This window comes from Pseudomonas sp. AM14(2022) (genome assembly GCF_036346455.1).
Lineage (GTDB): Bacteria > Pseudomonadota > Gammaproteobacteria > Pseudomonadales > Pseudomonadaceae > Aquipseudomonas > Aquipseudomonas putida_A.
Map to the genome: position 1 here is coordinate 112,145 of NZ_JAOTNY010000002.1, position 15,555 is coordinate 127,699.

The window sequence follows — 15,555 nt, forward strand, 5'->3', positions numbered from 1 at the left end:
TTGCTCCCGCTTGAGCGCGTAGCGCTCACAAAATCTTCAGGGCCGCTTCGCGACCCAGCGGGAGCAAGCTCCCTCGCCACAGGTTACGGATGCATCAGGCGATCACAATTCCATCGGCACTGAGGCTATTCAGCGCCACCCCAACCAATGTCACCGAATCCCCACCAAACTTCAGCACCGTGTCCTGCCCCACCGCCGTCGCATGCGCGCGGAAGTCATCATTGGGCAACACACCCTGCACGCCAAGGAACACCAGTTTGTCGTTGGCCGTAAAGCCAACCACCCGATCCTGACCGAACGCGCCGTTGAACAGGAACGTATCCGCCCCGCCCCCCGATTCCATCAGGTCATTGCCGGCGCCACCGACAAACACATCGTTGCCGACGCCGCCAATCAAATGATCGTTGCCATCCAGACCAAACAACCAGTCACCGCTGGCATTTGCCTTGAGCGTGTCGGCGCCGCTGGTGCCTTTGACGCTGGACTCATACTGAGTGACGTTGCTGCCAACCTTCAGACCGCTAGCCGTGACGCTGTGGGTCACGTCGTCCTTGAACAGGCCCCAGAGAAAACCCGGCTCCCTGGTGACGATGCTGCCGATGTCGCGGGTGATGCTGATCCCGCCGTTGGCGTCGCGCACGTACAGGTTGCCGGCGCCGTCGTTGGCGAAATCGAAGGTGTTCACCGATTTCTGCAAATCGAGGGTGTTGTTGCCGGCGCCACCGAGGATGACGTTGTAGCCGCCAGCGTCGCGGAAGGTGTCATTGCCGGCGCGACCTTCGAGGTAGTCGTTGCCGCTGCCGCCCTGGATCAGGTCGTTGCTGTCGCTGCCGATGATGAACGTGCTGCCCTTGTGGGTTTCGGCGTTGCGGTTGAGGTCCTGCACCCAGGTGTTGGCCCGCGCCGGGTCCGACAGGTTGGCGACGATGATCGTCGAGTCCTTGCTGGTCAGGTCGTAGAACTTCGACTCGATGATGCGGTTCATGCCATCGCCGTAAGCGGTCGGCAGGTGCGAGATCCAGGTCGGGATATTGAGAATCGAGAACGGCAGCAGATTCCACGCGGTCGAGGCGTAGTGATCGTTGAAGCTGACGATGTTGTCGGTGGCCGATTCCTTGGGCGCGTCGTGCACGCCGACCGAGGCGCCGGTGAAGGTCGAGCCGTCGAGGGCGCGGAACACCGGATCGTTTTCGTAACCGACGTTGAGCACCTTGTCGGTGCTGCTCTGGGTCGGCGAGGCGTAGGCGATGTAGTTGGAATCGGCGAAGAATCCGCCCCACTTGCCACCGCTCAGATCGACCATGCTGTTGACCGCCAGCCCACCGAGACTGTGGCCGCTGACCAGCACGTCCTTGCCGGTCAGGCCGTTGGCCTTGGCAAACGCCACCACGTCATTGAGCAGATTGCCGAACGCTTCGCCGACGTAATTCTTGGCGTAGTCCTTGGGACCGAACGCTGCCAGCAGGTCGTTGATCACGTCGCCGATGGAATCGAGGATCAGGTTTTCCCGCGGGCCACTGGTGCCGCGAAAGGCGATGCCGATTTCCGTGAGATGGCCCTGGGCGTCGTACTTGCCGAGGATTTCCACCTGGGCGGTGGTGTAACCGGCCTTCTCACCGAAGAAGGTTCCGCGGGCGTCGGTCTTGCCGTCGTAGCCCAGTTGCGAGGCGGTGATCGGTGTCCAGCCAGCTTTTTTCACCGCGTCGAGGGCGAGTTTTTCCGAGTCGGGGTTCCACGGAATACCGGGGATCACCCCTTGCGAATCGGTGCCGCCGAGCAGCGCGGTCACCAACGTGGCGGGCAGGCCGAGGCCGAAGCCGTTGTGCTGATAACCGGCGGCAAAGCCGTTATCGAGGTTGTGGTAGGAATACAGCGTGATCGCCATGGCATCGCTGAACAGCGCCTTGGAATCGGCTGTGCCGAAGTTCTTGTAGTCATACACACCCATTGCTATTGCCTCTCTTTTGTTGGAATTGTCAGAGATAGCTCACAGCCAGGGCGCCCCTCGCGGGCACGCCCCGGAGCATTTCAGTACTACTTGCATTGCTTTTAACTGTAGGAGTGAGCCTGCTCGCGATGAGACCGTGTCAGGCAACATGGATGGAGACTGACTTACCGCGATCGCGAGCAGGCTCACTCCTACAGGGTTTGTCTTAACAGGGAGCTAGGCGAAAACGAACGCCGAGTCCGACAGGTTAGCCACTCCCACCCCGACCAGGGTCACGGCATAGTCGCCAATCTTCAGCACGGTATCGGCCCCCGACTGCACAGCATGCTGCTTGTAGTCGTAGCCCTGCCCCGCGCCTTCGACGCCCATGAACACCAGTTTGTCGCTGCCCTGGTAACCATTGATCGCATCAAAACCGAACGCGCCGCTGAACAGGAAGGTATTGTTGCCACCCACCGCCGTCATCACGTCATTGCCGGCGCCGCCGACGAAGGTCACGTGGCCCTTGTCGCTGATCAGCTTGTCATCGCCACCCAGACCGAACAGCCAGTCACCGTCGGCGGTGGCGTGCAGTGCATTGCCGTACGCATCGCCGTTGAGCGAATGGGTGTACTGGGTCAGTTCGCTGCCATTGGTCAACCCCTTGGCCGTGACGCCCCAGGTGATTTCCTTGCTACCCCACCACGACCCCGATTCCTTGCTCACCAGCGCGCCGATGTCGCGGGTCATGCTGATGCCGCCGTAAGCGTCACGCACGTACAGCGTGCCGTCACCGTCGTTGGCGAAGCTGAAGTTCTGCAGCGGTTTCTGCAGCTCGAAGGTGTTGTGGCCCTGACCACCGAGGAGGATGTTGAAACCACCGTCATCGCGAAAGCGGTCATCGCCGCCCAGGCCTTCGAGGAAGTCGTTACCCGCCCCGCCCTTGAGCCAGTCGTTGCTGTTGGTGCCGATGATGAAGGTGCTGCCGGTGTGCGGCTCGCCGCTACGCCCCAGATCCTCGACCCAGGTCTTGCCCCGGGAAGATTCCTCAAGGTTGGAGACGATGAGGGTCGAGTCCTTGTGCGTGAGATTGTAGAACTTCGAATCGATCACCCGGTTCAAGCCATCGGCATACCCAAGCGAGCTGTGGGCCGACCAGTTCAGCGGATTGACGATGCTGAACGGCACCAGGTTCTGCGCGGTGGACGCATAGTTGTCGGTGAAGTTGACGAGGTTGTCGGTGGTCGACTCATGCGGTCCGTCGTGCTTGCCCAGCGACCCGCTGCTGAATGTGGTGCCGTCCAGCGCGCGGAACACCGGATCGTTTTCGTAACCGATGTTCAGCACGTTGTTGCCGGTGCTGCTCTGGGTCGGCGAGGCGAACGCGATGTAGTTGGCATCCTTGAAGAAACCGCCCCAGTTGCTGGCACTCAACTCGGCCACGCTGTTGACCCCGAGGCCACCGAGGCTGTGGCCGCTGAACAGCACGTCCTTGGCAGCGATGCCGTTAGCCATGGCAAACGCGGCAACGGACTTGAGCAGGTTGTCGAAGGCATTTTTCGCGTAGTTGCTCGCGTAATCCGATGGCCCAATGGCGGCCAGCAGGTTGTTTTTCATGTCGCCGAAGGTGTCGCTGTAACCCAGCCCGCCAGTGCCGCGAAAGGCCACGCCGAGGCCGATCAGCTTGCCGCCGGCGTCGTACTTGCCGAGCACTTCGGCCTCGGCGCTGGTGAAGCCGTCCTTCTCGCCGAAGAACGTGCCTTGCGCGCCGACCTTGCCCTGATAACTCAGCGCCGTGGCGCTGAGCGGTTTCCAGGCGGTGGCCGGCAACGGCTGGCCGGTTGGCGTGTAGGCATACAGCGTCAGTGCGATGGCATCGCTGTACAACGCTTTGCCGTCGGCATTTTTATAATCGAACAATCCCATGTTGTGCTCTCTCTTCCTTCAAAACCGGCAGCCCCCAAGAGACTGCCGGCACGCCTTTAGAACTGCCAGTCGAGGGTCAGACCCACACCGTGGTCTTTCTCGTTGTTACCGATCAGTCCGTTGTAGTCCAGGTTGACCCGGACATCGCGATTGAGCGCCAGCCCGGCGCGTACGCCGACCACCGCCGCGTCACGATCCATCGACACACTCTGCACGGTGAACGCGCTGTTGCCATTGGCGAAGGCCAGGTGGCTGTCAGCATCGACACTGCTCAGGTTGTGCTGCCAGCCGAGGGTCGCGCCCAGTTCCAGCTGATGTTTGTCCGACAGCGCGAAGCTGCGTTTGGCGCGTACGCCAAGGGTCGACAGCACCACGTCGCGGTTGTCTTCGCCGCTCTTGAGCGCCGCAGCATCACCCTTCTCGGTGAAGCTGTCGGTGTTCAAGTGCACGTACGACAGGTTGGCGAAAGGCTCCAGATTCATCGGTTGCAGACGCAGATCGTAAGCCGCTTCGGTGAACACCTGAGTGGTCGCCGCATCGTGCTTGGTTTTCTCTTTGCCATTGACACCCGCGAACTGCAGATCACGCTTCACGTCCACGCGGTGCCAGCTGTAAGCGGCACCGGCAGTCAGACGCAGCGCATCAATCTGATGCCCCAGGTACGCACCCAGATGGTAGCTGTCGACCGAGGCCGACGAATGCGTGTCGCCGCCCATGTTCAACGAGCTGTCGCTATAACCGGTAACGAAACCCAGACGCGTATCTTCAGCAATCAAACCGTCGACACCGGCCAGCAGCCCGCCAATGGAGCTGTTGGAGTCGGCGTTTTCATGGCCGCCATCGCTCTTGCCCCACGAACCCAGTACCTTGACCCAGGCGTTGCTGCGGTCGTCGGTCGGTGCGTCGGCATTGAACAGATCACGCTCACGCAGACGCTCGCCCACCGCTTCACGCAGGTAGCGGCTGTCGTTGATCAGCATCGTACCGATGGCCGGGTGAATTTCGCCGGACAGTTGCTGGAAGGCTTGTTGCGCCGACGCCGCGTTCGGCGACAGCAGCAGGGTTTCGAACAGCGCATTGCCCGCGCCCAGACCCTCGGCAGCCGCGCCAACCGCACGCTGGTTCGGCGTCAGGCCGACACTGGCGAACGACGCGCCGTTGCGCCCGACGTCCAGTTGCACGCCGTTTGCCGAGTACGCCAGGGTGCCGCCGAGGAACGCGTAGTTCGGCAGCACTTGCCCGAACTGGCCTTGGATGCCACCGGCCGCTTGCAGGATGTTGAACTGCGAACCGAGCAAGCTCTTCGCTTCAGTCGTCGTCAGCAAGGTCGGGCTGTTTTCCAGCGACAGACTGACCGTGGCGCCATCGATCACGGCTTTGCCACCGGCAACGATCTTGTCGCTGCTGGTCGGCGAGACTTCCACCGCGTAGGTCGAACCGCGCTCGAAGGTCACGTCACCGGCGACGTTCAGCGTGCCAATCGAGTTGCCCGGCGCCACCGTACCGCCGCTTTTCGCAGTCAGTGCACCGATGCGGCCGTTACCGCCGAGGATGCCGCTGTCGTTGACTGTGACCGCCGAAGCCAGCGAGCCATTGATCGCCAGACGCCCCTGATTGACCAGAGTCGGGCCGCTGTAGGTGTTGTTGCCGGTCAGCACCAGCGTGCCGATGCCCTGCTTGGTCAGGCCGCCGTGACCGGAAATGTCGTTGCGCCAGGTATCGAGGCCGCAGGTGATGTCGTTGCAGACGCGCTCGGTCGGTTTGCCCTTGTCGAGGATCGCGCCGATGCCCGGCAGGTCCGCGACGAACTGCCCGGAACCGTAGGCTCCCTGGATGCGGAACTCTTCCGGGATGTCCTGCTCGGTGACGAACATCGCCGGGCCATCAATGCCCTTGCGCAGGTTGATCATGCCCCAGCCGTACAAGGCGTCGATGCCCGGTGCGCCGAGGTCGGTGGCGGTGGTACGCAGCACCGTGGCGACCTGATCGCCAGTCATGTACGGGAAGCGCTCCATCAACACCGCCATCGAGCCCGCCACATGCGGTGCGGCCATCGAGGTGCCGTTGTAGTTCTTGTAGCCGGTGGTCAGGTTGTCGGCGTTGGTGCCGCTGATGATCGAGCTGTAGATCTGCGTGCCCGGTGCCGAGACGCAGAAGCTCGCGGTGTAGCCGCAGCGCGAGGAGAACGTACTCATGATGTACGGATTGGCGCTGGCCTGGTCCGGGTTCCTCTGCAACGCGGCGACGGTGATCCAGTTCGGCGCGATGTCCGGCACAAAGTAACCGAGGCCGGCGATAGCGTCCGGGTTGTTCAGGTTGTAATCGTTACCGGCGGCGAAGATCGTCACGATGCCGCTGCGGGCGGCGGCGATGGCGCCGTCGTAGGCGCCGCCGGGCTTGGTGCCGAGCAGTGTGCGGATTTCGTTGAACTGCAATTGCGCGTCGTTGACGGTGAAGTGCGGATACGCCGGGTCGCGGCCGCCGAGGTCGAAACGGTCAGTGATGCCGATGCCCCAGCTGTTGTTGATGATCCGCGCGCCACTGGCGATCAGCGCATCCCAACCGGCCTTGTACACCGCGCCGTCGTTGCCACGGACGATGCCGTCTTCCGGACCCGGGTCACCGTTATCCGCGCTGATGATCTGCGCACCGAACGCCACGCCGTGCATCGGCCCGCCGTCACGGCTGCCGGCAGCGATGCCACCGACGTGGGTGCCGTGGGCACCGAGCTTGCCGTCGGAACCGACCGAGGGCGAACCGTCATAACGGAACGCATCGCCGGCTTTGACCGGGATGTACGGGTCGGTGTATTCGCGGATCCCGCTGGTGACCAGGGTGATGACTTTATTGGCACCGGAAAACTCCGGGTGCGCGGCATACACCGGCTGGTCGAAGATGCCCAGCTTCACACCTTTGCCGGTGTAACCGGCGGCGTAAGCGTGATCCGCGCCAATGGCGCCCAGGCCCCATTCCGCCTGGAACTCGGCGCTGCGCCAACTGGCGGGATCGCCGCTGCGGCCGCTTTCCACGTAAGGCGCCGCGTGCGCGGTGCCCCAGGTGGCCAGTGCGCAGAGCATGGCGCAATTGAGGGTTTTCATGGCGAAGCGACCGCCCGTTTGCGCGGGGGTATTGTTGTTATTCATCCAGCGACCTTCCTTAGTGTTGTTGCGAAAAATCCGTGTACTTCAATCTCATGAATGCTGCTTTGTGTGGCGAGGGAGCTTGCTCCCGCTGGGGCGCGAAGCGGCCCTGTGCATTCTTCCAGTCGAACCCGGCTCATCGGATTTACGACTGCTGCGCAGCCGAGCGGGAGCAAGCTCCCTCGCCACAGGTATGTGCCCACAGCGCCTACAGGGGGACGCGTACGCCCTCCGTCAGAACTGCCAGTTCAGGCTCAGCCCCACGCCGTGGCTCTTCTCGCGGTTGGCCAGTTGTCCGTTGTAATCGAGGTTGACCCGCACGTCCTTGCTCAACGCCAGGCTGGCTTGCACGCCAACCAGCGCCGCGTCACGCACCAGTGCCGAACTCTCGACCGCGTACGGTGTGCTACCGCTGGCGAAACGCAGATGCTGTTCGGCGTCGATGTCGCTGAGGCTGTGCTGCCAGCCGAGGTGGCCGCTGACGTCCAGTGCCTGTTGCGTCGACAGATTGAAGCGCTTGACCGCGCGCACACCGAGCGTACTCAGCACCGCATCACGCTGCTCGCCCGAGCTTTTCAGCGCCGCCGCATCGCCCTTTTCGGTGAAGCCTTCGGTATCCAGATGCACGTAAGCGAGGTTGGCGAACGGCTCCAGTGCCAGCGGCTGCAGATTCAGCCGATAAGCCGCTTCACCGAAAACCTGCGTGGTCGCCGCATCGACCTTGGCTTTCTGTTTGGCGCTGACATCGCCGTATTGCAGATCGCGCTTCACATCGCCGCGATGCCAGCTGTAGGCCGCGCCGGTGCTCAGGCGCCAGGCGCCGATGTCATGACCGGCGTAAGCGCCGAGGTGATAGCTGTCGACCTTGGCCGACGAATGCGTGTCCGAGCCCATGTTCAGCGAGCTGTCGCTGTAACCAGTGACCAGACCGATGCGGGTCTGCTCGTCCAGCGCGCCGTCAACACCGGCGAGGAGACCACCGATTGAGGTGCTGTAGCGCGAGGTGTCGTTACCGGAGTTGGTCGAACCCCAGGCACCGAGGGCCTTGATCCAGCCATTGCTTTGCGTGGCGTTGGCATCGTGCAGACGTTCGCCGACCGCGTCGCGCAACTGGCGGCTGTCATTGATCAGCATCGAGCCGATTGCCGGGTAGATCTCCCCACTCAGTTGCTGGAAAGCTTGCTGCGCCGAGGCGGCAGACGCTGAGAGCAGCAGGCTTTCGTACACCGAATTGCCGGCGCCGAGGCCTTCGACGGCGGCCGCCACCGCACGCTGCTTCGGGGTCTGCCCGACGCTGGCGAACGAGGTGGCGTTGCGCTGAATGTCGAGCTGAATGGCGTTGGCCGTGTAGTCGAGGTTGCCGCCGATGAACAGGTAATCCGGCAGCACCGCGCCGAACTGGCCCTGAATACCACCGGCCGCTTGCAAAATGTCGTACGAATGGCCGAGCAGGCTGCGGGTTTCAGTGGTGCTGAGCAGGGTCGGGCTGTTTTCCAGCGACAGGCTGACCGTGGCACCGTTGATGCTCGCGCTGCCGCCGGCAACGATGCGGTCGCTGCTGATCGGCGACAGCTCGACCGCGTAGGTCGAGCCTGGGGCGAAGGTCACGTCACCGGCCACGCTCAAGGTGCCGATGGAGTTGCCCGGCGCCACGCGGCCGCCGCTGTTGGCGAGCAACGAGGCGATCCGCCCGGAACCGCCGAGGGTGCCGCTGTCGTTGACGGTCACCGCCGAGGCCAGCGAGCCGTTGACGCTCAACAACCCGCCATTGACCGTGGTCGGGCCACGAAAGGTGTTGTCGCCGGTCAGCAGCAAGCGCCCTGCCCCGGACTTGATCAGGCTGCCCTGATAGACCCGGGTCGCCGCTGCGGCATCGCGCGCCATACCGACGGCGTAGTCGGTCTGATCCTGCTGACTGGCGCCGGCCGGGACGCCGTTCTGCCAGCCCTTGTCCTGCAGAGTCTGCTGCCAGGCACTGTGTTCGGCGAGGTCTTCGCGCTGGCGCTGAATCAGTGCCTTGTCGGAGATGTCATTGCTCCACACATCGCTTTGCCCGGCCGCCAGGTTGGCATCGAATGCACCGAGCAATTGCCCCGGCCCGCGCATCGCCCGATTGAGGTTGGCCACGCCCCAGCCGACCCGCTCGGTCGGCGCATCGGTAACCGAGCCGTCGAGTTGCGTGGCGGTGGTCAGCAGCACTTCCAGCGCCTGCTGATTATTCATGTACGGGTAGCGTTCCATCACCAGCGCCAGTGCCCCGGTAGCGTGCGGCGCGGCCATCGAGGTGCCGGACTTGATTGCGTAATCGCCACCCGGAATGGTGCTGTCGATCTTCGCCCCCGGCGTGGTGATGCACCAGTATTTGGCGATGCCGCACTGGTTGTACTTTTGCTGATTGCTTTGGTCCAGCCCGGAAACTGCCAGCCAGTGGCCTTCGAGATCCGGCTGAAAGTACGGCAGCGCCGAGCGCACGCTGGCGTTCGGATAGCCGCTGTTGCCGGCGCTGAACACGTTGATCACGCCACGGCGCGAGACGTCCGCCGCTGCATCGAGCCAGGTGCCCTGATTCCAGTGCTGGGCGTAAGCGGCATGCAGATCGGCCAGGGTGCGATAGCTGACATCCGGCGGCTGACTGCCCCAACTGTTGTTGATTGCGCGCACGCCGGCAGCGGCCAGGGCGTCATACGCGGCCTTGAAATAACGCGGGTCGGGTTTCGGGCCGAACAGAAAACTGTCGTTGTTGTTGGTGTTGCCGACGTAGATCTGCGCGTTGTACGCCACGCCGTGCATGCCGTTGCCGTCACGGCTCGCGCCCATGGTGCCGACCACGTGGGTGCCGTGGGAATCGTTGTTGGAATTGAGGGTGCCGTTGACGTTGAACAGCGAGCCGTCGACGTAACTGCCGGAGGCCAGCACCGGGTGATAGCGGTCGCTGGCGAACTCGGGGTGGCCGGCATCGAAGCCGGAATCGAGGGCGCCGATCTTCACGCCTTTACCGGTGATGCCGGCGGCGTAGGCTTGATCTGCCTGCATCCGTGCAAGGCCCCAGTCGCGCTGGAATTCGGCGCTGCGCCAACTGGCCGGATCGCCGGGCTTGCCGGTTTCAAGGTACTGCGCGTTGGCTTGCGCAATGGAAACTGCGAGCAACAGGCTGCCGACCGCTGCCGGCTTGATGCGTACTTCCATGTTCACCACTCACTTTTATTGTTTTATGCAGATTCTTCTGCGGTGTAAAACCCTCACCCCAGCCCTCTCCCAGAGGGAGAGGGAGCCAATCCGGGTGTCTTGAGCCATGCTCGACCTGAGAAACCGAGTCGATTATGGATTCAGCACCGCTCACTCATATCGGTGCCCATCTGGAACATCCCCCATTCAGTCCCCTCTCCCTCTGGGAGAGGGTTAGGGTGAGGGCCACTCCCAAGCCATGCACATTAGCGATGAGCAACACCGAACGCCTCATCCACCCGCGCCAGATCCTGTTCGTTCAACGTCCCCGCGTAGTAATGCAGCTTGGTCCAGGCCATCAAGTAGTCGTAGCGCGCCTGCGCCAGATCGCGGCGGGTGGTAAACAGTTGCTGTTCGGCGTTCAGCGCATCGAGGTTAGTCCGTTCACCACCGAGAATGCTTTGCTTGGTCGATACCACCAGCGCTTCAGCCGAGGCCAGGGCCTTCTGGTAGGCGCGCAGTTTGTTGACGCCCGACAGGCAGGCGCTGAACTGGCGGCGCAGTTCGATCAGCGTCTCGCGGGTCTTGCCGTCGAGTTCGTATTCCGCCTGCTCCATGGTGCGGCTGGCCTGACGGGTCGAGGCCGACACCCCGCCACCAGCGTACAGCGGCACGTTGACTTCAAAGCCGATGGTGTTGGTGTCGTAGCGCTGGTTATAGGTGTTGCCGCTGTCCGATTCAGTCTTGCGGATCGACGCGTAGGCACTGACTTTCGGCAGGTGCCCGGCGCGGTTGCGCTCAACTTCATACTTGGCCACTTCCACCGCCTGACGCTGCGACGCCAGATTGGGGTTGTTGCTGATCGCCAGTTCGTGCCAGGTGTCGTAGTTGGCCGGCATCAGGGCAAAGGTCTGAAAATTCTGATCCAGTGGCGCCAGCTCGCTGATGTCCACCGTCTGCACGCCGACCAGCGCCCCCAGTTCACGCAGCGCCGCGTCCTGCTCATTGCGCGCCTCGATCTCTTCGGCGGTCGCCAGTTCATAGCGCGACTCGGCTTCCAGAATGTCGGTGCGCGTGCCCTCGCCCTGTTTGAACATGTGCTCGTTCTGTTGGAACTGCTGCTCGTAAGCCTTCTTCTTGGCCTGGGCGATGTCGATCTGATCCTGAGCGAACAAGGCTTTGGTGTAGTTGTCCAGCACCCGCACCAGCAGCTCCTGACTCTTGCCGCGAAACGCCTCGTCGGCGAACAGCGACTGCGCCACGCCTTTGCGATACGCCGCGTAGGCTTCGTAGTCGAGCAACGGTTGCTGCAAGGTCAGCGTCGAGCCATAGCTGTTGTAGTTGCGGTCTTCGGTGAGGTTGCCGCGAGCGGTCAGTTGCGTGGCCTTCGAGGTGTTGTGACCCCGGTTGTAGTTGTAACCCAGTCTCGGCAACAGCCCGGCACGGCCGATGGTGCGGTTTTCCAGGCCCGCGTCGCGCTCCTTGATCGCGCCGAGGAACACCGGATCGTTGCGCAATGCCTGTTCGTAGACCTCGAATGGCCCCATGGCCGCCAGCGCGCTGTTTCCTGCGAGCAGCGCGAACGCTGCTCCCAACATCGAAAGCTTATTCATACAGCCGAACATCCTTATTCTTCAGTCAACGCAGAGCCAGCGCGATCGAGCAGTGGTTTGAACAGGTAGTTGAGCAGTGACCGTTCGCCCGTGCGCACGAACATTTCCGCCGGCATACCGGGCTTGATCACCAGGCCATGGAGTTTTTCCATCGCCTGATCACTGACGCTGCTGCGCAACACGTAGTACGGCACGCCGGTTTTCTCATCGACCATCTGGTCGGCGGAAATCAGGCTGACCTCACCCGGTACACGCGGGGTCTTGCTCTGGTTGAACGCGGTGAACAGGATATCGACCGGCAGATGCGTGCCGACCTTGTCGATCAGGTTGATCGGCAAGTGCCCTTCGACTTCCAGGGTGGTGCCTTGCGGGACGATCTCCAGCAGGGTTTCGCCCTGACGCACCACGGCGCCTTCGGTGTGCACGCCGAGGTTGACCGCCACGCCGTCGGCGGTGGCGAGGATCTCGCTGTGTTGCAGGTCGAAACCGGCCGAAGTCAGTTGCTCCGACAGGGTCACGCTTTTGAGCTGAGCGTCGGCCAGTTGCGTGCGTACTTCCTTTTGATATTCCTCGCCATGCTGTTGCAGCTTCAGGCGCGATTCGAGGATGCCCTGCTCCACCCGGCCGCTTTCACCGGTGTTTTCCGCCAGTTGCTGCTGCACTTGCGACAGCTGCCGCTGGTACTCCATCAAGCGGTTGCGCGGGATGTAGCCGTTGTCCGCCAGTGGCTGCAGGTTGCTCAGTTGCTGTTGCAGCGAATCGGCCTGGGCATTGAGGTCGGTGCGGGCGCGGCGCATGCCCGCCAGCTGCGCGGTGGCGCCTTCGATGCTGGCGCGCAGACCGGCCTGCTCGCGGTAGAACGCTTCGCGACGGCTGCTGAACAGTTGACGCTGGCCTTCAAGAACCAGCGCCAGACGCGGATCCGGGTCGTTACTCAGTTCGGCAGGAAAGGTAATCTCTTTGCGGTTGTCGCGCTCGGCCTGCCAGCGTGCGAGGCTGGCCCAGGCCATGCGGTACTGGGCTTGCAGCGACTGCACGTCGGCGGCCACCTGGGTCTGATCGAGGCGAAACAACGGTTGACCCTGCTTCACGATCTCGCCTTCGCGCACCAGAATCCGGCTGACCACGCCGCTGCTCATCGACTGCACAGCTTTGCGCTTGCCCGAGACCACCACGGTGCCTTGCACCGGAATCCCCTGATCCAGCGGCGCCAGTGCGGCCCAAGTGAAGAAACTGCCAGCGCCGACGATGGCCAGAATCCAGCCCATGCGGGCGAAGAATTTCGCATCGCGCTCCGGGCGCTCGGTGACGTACGCGTGTTCCATGGAGGCTTCGTTTTCAGTGTTCATGCTGGCGCTGCTCATACACCCGAATTCCTTGTCGAGGGCTGGTACTGCCGGCTCATGCTGAGCCCGCCCGGTGCCTGCGCGGATTTTTCCCGTTGTTGTTCCTGAGCGCCGGACAGCGCCTTGAGCACTTCCTGACTGGCGCCGAACGCCTGCAAGCGGCCATCGTTGAGCACCAGCAGTTTGTCCGCCTGAGCCAGTACCGAAGAGCGATGCGTCACCAGCACCACGGTGGTGCCCTTGGCCTTGAGCTGGGCGATGGCGCTGGCCAGCGCGGCTTCACCGACAGTGTCGAGGTTGGAGTTCGGCTCATCGAGCACCACCAGGCTCGGATCGCCATACATCGCACGGGCCAGGGCCACACGCTGCTTCTGACCGCCGGACAGGCCACTGCCGTCCTCGCCCAGTTGCGTGTCGTAGCCTTGCGGCAGGCGCAGAATCATCTCGTGGACGCCGGCCTGTTGCGCGGCGGCCACGACCTTCTCCGGGTTGGCTTCGCTGAAACGGGCAATGTTTTCGGCGATGCTGCCGCTGAACAGTTCGATGTCTTGTGGCAGGTAGCCGATGTACGGGCCGAGCTCGTCGCGGTTCCAGCGATGGATGTCGGCACTGTCCAGGCGCACGGTGCCGCCGAGGGTTGGCCACACGCCGACGAGCACCCGGGCCAGAGTCGACTTGCCGGAACCGGAAGCACCGAGCACGCCGAGCACTTCGCCAGCGCCCAGATTGAAATTGATCATCTGCAGGGTTGCCGCGCGCTGCCCGGGAGGGCCGGCACTGACTTGCTCGAAGGTGATCTGGCCTTTTGGCGCCGGCAGCGCCATGGCGTCATCACTCGGCGGGAACGCCTGCAGCAAAGAGTCCAGACGACGATAGGCCAGCTTCGCCCCGCTCCACTGTTTCCACACGGCGATCAACTGGTCGATCGGGCTCAGCACGCGGCCCATCAGGATCGAACCGGCGATCATCATCCCGGCGGTCATGTCGCCCTTGATCACCAGTAACGCACCGAGGCCCAGCACCAGCGATTGCAGGCACAGGCGCAGGGTCTTGCTGATCGAGCTGATCACCGCGCCGGTGTCGCTGGCCTGATTCTGCAGGCCGAGGAAACGCGAGTGCACACCGAACCAGCGCTTGCGCAACGCGCCAAGCATGCCCATGGCCTGGATGGTTTCGGCGTTGTGCAGGTGACTGGTGGCCAGTTGACTGGACTTCTGCGAGTAACCGGCGGCTTCGCCCAGCGGCTTCCTGGTCATGTATTCGTTGAGGCAGGCCAGCGCAATCAGCAGCAGCGCGCCGGCCGTGGCGAGCACGCCCAGCCAGACGTTGAACAGGTAGATGACAAACAGATAGACCGGGAACCACGGCGCGTCGAAAAACGCGAACAGGGCCGGGCCGGTGACGAATTGGCGAATGTGGGTCAGGTCGCCCAGCGATTGCCCGGCGTTTCCCTCGCCCTTGAACAGATTGCGTTCGAACGCCGCCTGATACACCCGCAGGTTGAAGCGGCGCTCCAGTTGGCTGCCGATGCGGATCACGATGAAGCTGCGGATCACCTCCAGCATGCCGATGAAGGCAAAGAAGCCAACCACCATCAATGACAGCATCGCCAACGTCGTTTCGTTCTGCGAAGACAGTACGCGGTCGTAGACCTGCAGCATATAAATGGAGGGCACCAGCATCAGCACGTTAATCAGTGCGGTAAAGCACCCGACGCTGATCAGAATGCTTTTATAGTCACCCAAAGCCTTGAACAAGGGAGCGGTGGCTGGGGCCTTCGCCATCTTCATTGATTATTCCTGCAATAATTTCCCCGCCATTCTTTGGCGAGACGCTTCCAATAATTATCCGTGCGCAGACCGGACGGGTTCTTGCAACTTGCATTTACATTTCAATAACAACTTCCGTTGCTCAACGGCTATTCGACGTATCGGGCTGCCACTTATAACTGCAACGTGAAACCTTATATTCAACTGTGCAACCGATTTCGCTGTTCACTGCGTTGGAGTATTCCGTTTCAGCGTAATCTCCAGTCCCGACTTCAAAGTGCTCAGATAAAGCCCATCACGTTGTCGGCTGAAGAACTGGATTCTTGAACCTTCCTTGCCGGTAATCGACAAGCCGTCCGGTTCAGGAAACCAGCCGATTGGCGCTTGCTCAAGCCATGCCCCCAGGCATTCGGCGCCCTTGCCCAGCGTCTGGTTCGGTTCAAGATCGATCAGGCAGGTGTTCGACGGTTTGTCCTGCAATGCCTGCGCCTGTGGTGCGTCGTCGGGCGCAGTCAATACAGCCTGCCATTGCCCGGCAAACACCGATGGATCTTCAAGTCTGAGGCTGTTTGCCATGGTTGTTTCTCCAGAAATCATGATGAACGCCGCCGAAAGCCACGCCATTGCCCTGTAAGTAAAAGCTTTATAGATCATCAGAAAATTCGCTCC

General features: G+C 62.3%; 8 protein-coding genes. All 8 read right to left on the reverse strand.

Annotated elements, in window-relative coordinates; translation table 11 throughout:
- Positions 1 to 94: 94 nt before the first annotated feature.
- Positions 95 to 1,948: a polyurethane esterase gene (locus V3W27_RS04200; RefSeq protein WP_330205997.1), complete on the reverse strand. Its 1,854-nt coding sequence runs from the start codon at positions 1,946 to 1,948 to the stop codon at positions 95 to 97.
- A gap of 216 nt (positions 1,949 to 2,164) precedes the next feature.
- Positions 2,165 to 3,853 (reverse strand): polyurethane esterase, encoded by a 1,689-nt coding sequence (locus tag V3W27_RS04205; RefSeq protein WP_330205998.1) that lies wholly within the window; start codon positions 3,851 to 3,853, stop codon positions 2,165 to 2,167.
- Between the two features lie 56 nt (positions 3,854 to 3,909).
- A complete protein-coding gene (locus tag V3W27_RS04210) occupies positions 3,910 to 6,996 on the reverse strand; it encodes an autotransporter domain-containing protein (RefSeq protein ID WP_442962641.1) in 3,087 nt (1,028 codons plus the stop codon).
- Between the two features lie 231 nt (positions 6,997 to 7,227).
- Positions 7,228 to 10,179, reverse strand: coding sequence for an autotransporter serine peptidase EprS (eprS, locus tag V3W27_RS04215; protein WP_330205999.1), 2,952 nt, complete (start codon positions 10,177 to 10,179; stop codon positions 7,228 to 7,230).
- A gap of 245 nt (positions 10,180 to 10,424) precedes the next feature.
- Positions 10,425 to 11,783, reverse strand: coding sequence for a TolC family outer membrane protein (locus tag V3W27_RS04220; RefSeq protein WP_096796761.1), 1,359 nt, complete (start codon positions 11,781 to 11,783; stop codon positions 10,425 to 10,427).
- A gap of 2 nt (positions 11,784 to 11,785) precedes the next feature.
- Entirely contained in the window at positions 11,786 to 13,135 is a 1,350-nt protein-coding gene (locus tag V3W27_RS04225; protein ID WP_049827896.1) for an HlyD family type I secretion periplasmic adaptor subunit, read from the reverse strand.
- Complete coding sequence (locus tag V3W27_RS04230) at positions 13,132 to 14,907, reverse strand: type I secretion system permease/ATPase (RefSeq protein WP_223007590.1); 1,776 nt, start codon at positions 14,905 to 14,907, stop codon at positions 13,132 to 13,134. The genes V3W27_RS04225 and V3W27_RS04230 overlap by 4 nt, the downstream gene beginning before the upstream one ends.
- A 204-nt stretch (positions 14,908 to 15,111) precedes the next feature.
- A complete protein-coding gene (locus tag V3W27_RS04235; RefSeq protein ID WP_330206257.1) occupies positions 15,112 to 15,540 on the reverse strand; it encodes an AprI/Inh family metalloprotease inhibitor in 429 nt (142 codons plus the stop codon).
- Positions 15,541 to 15,555: the final 15 nt, after the last annotated feature.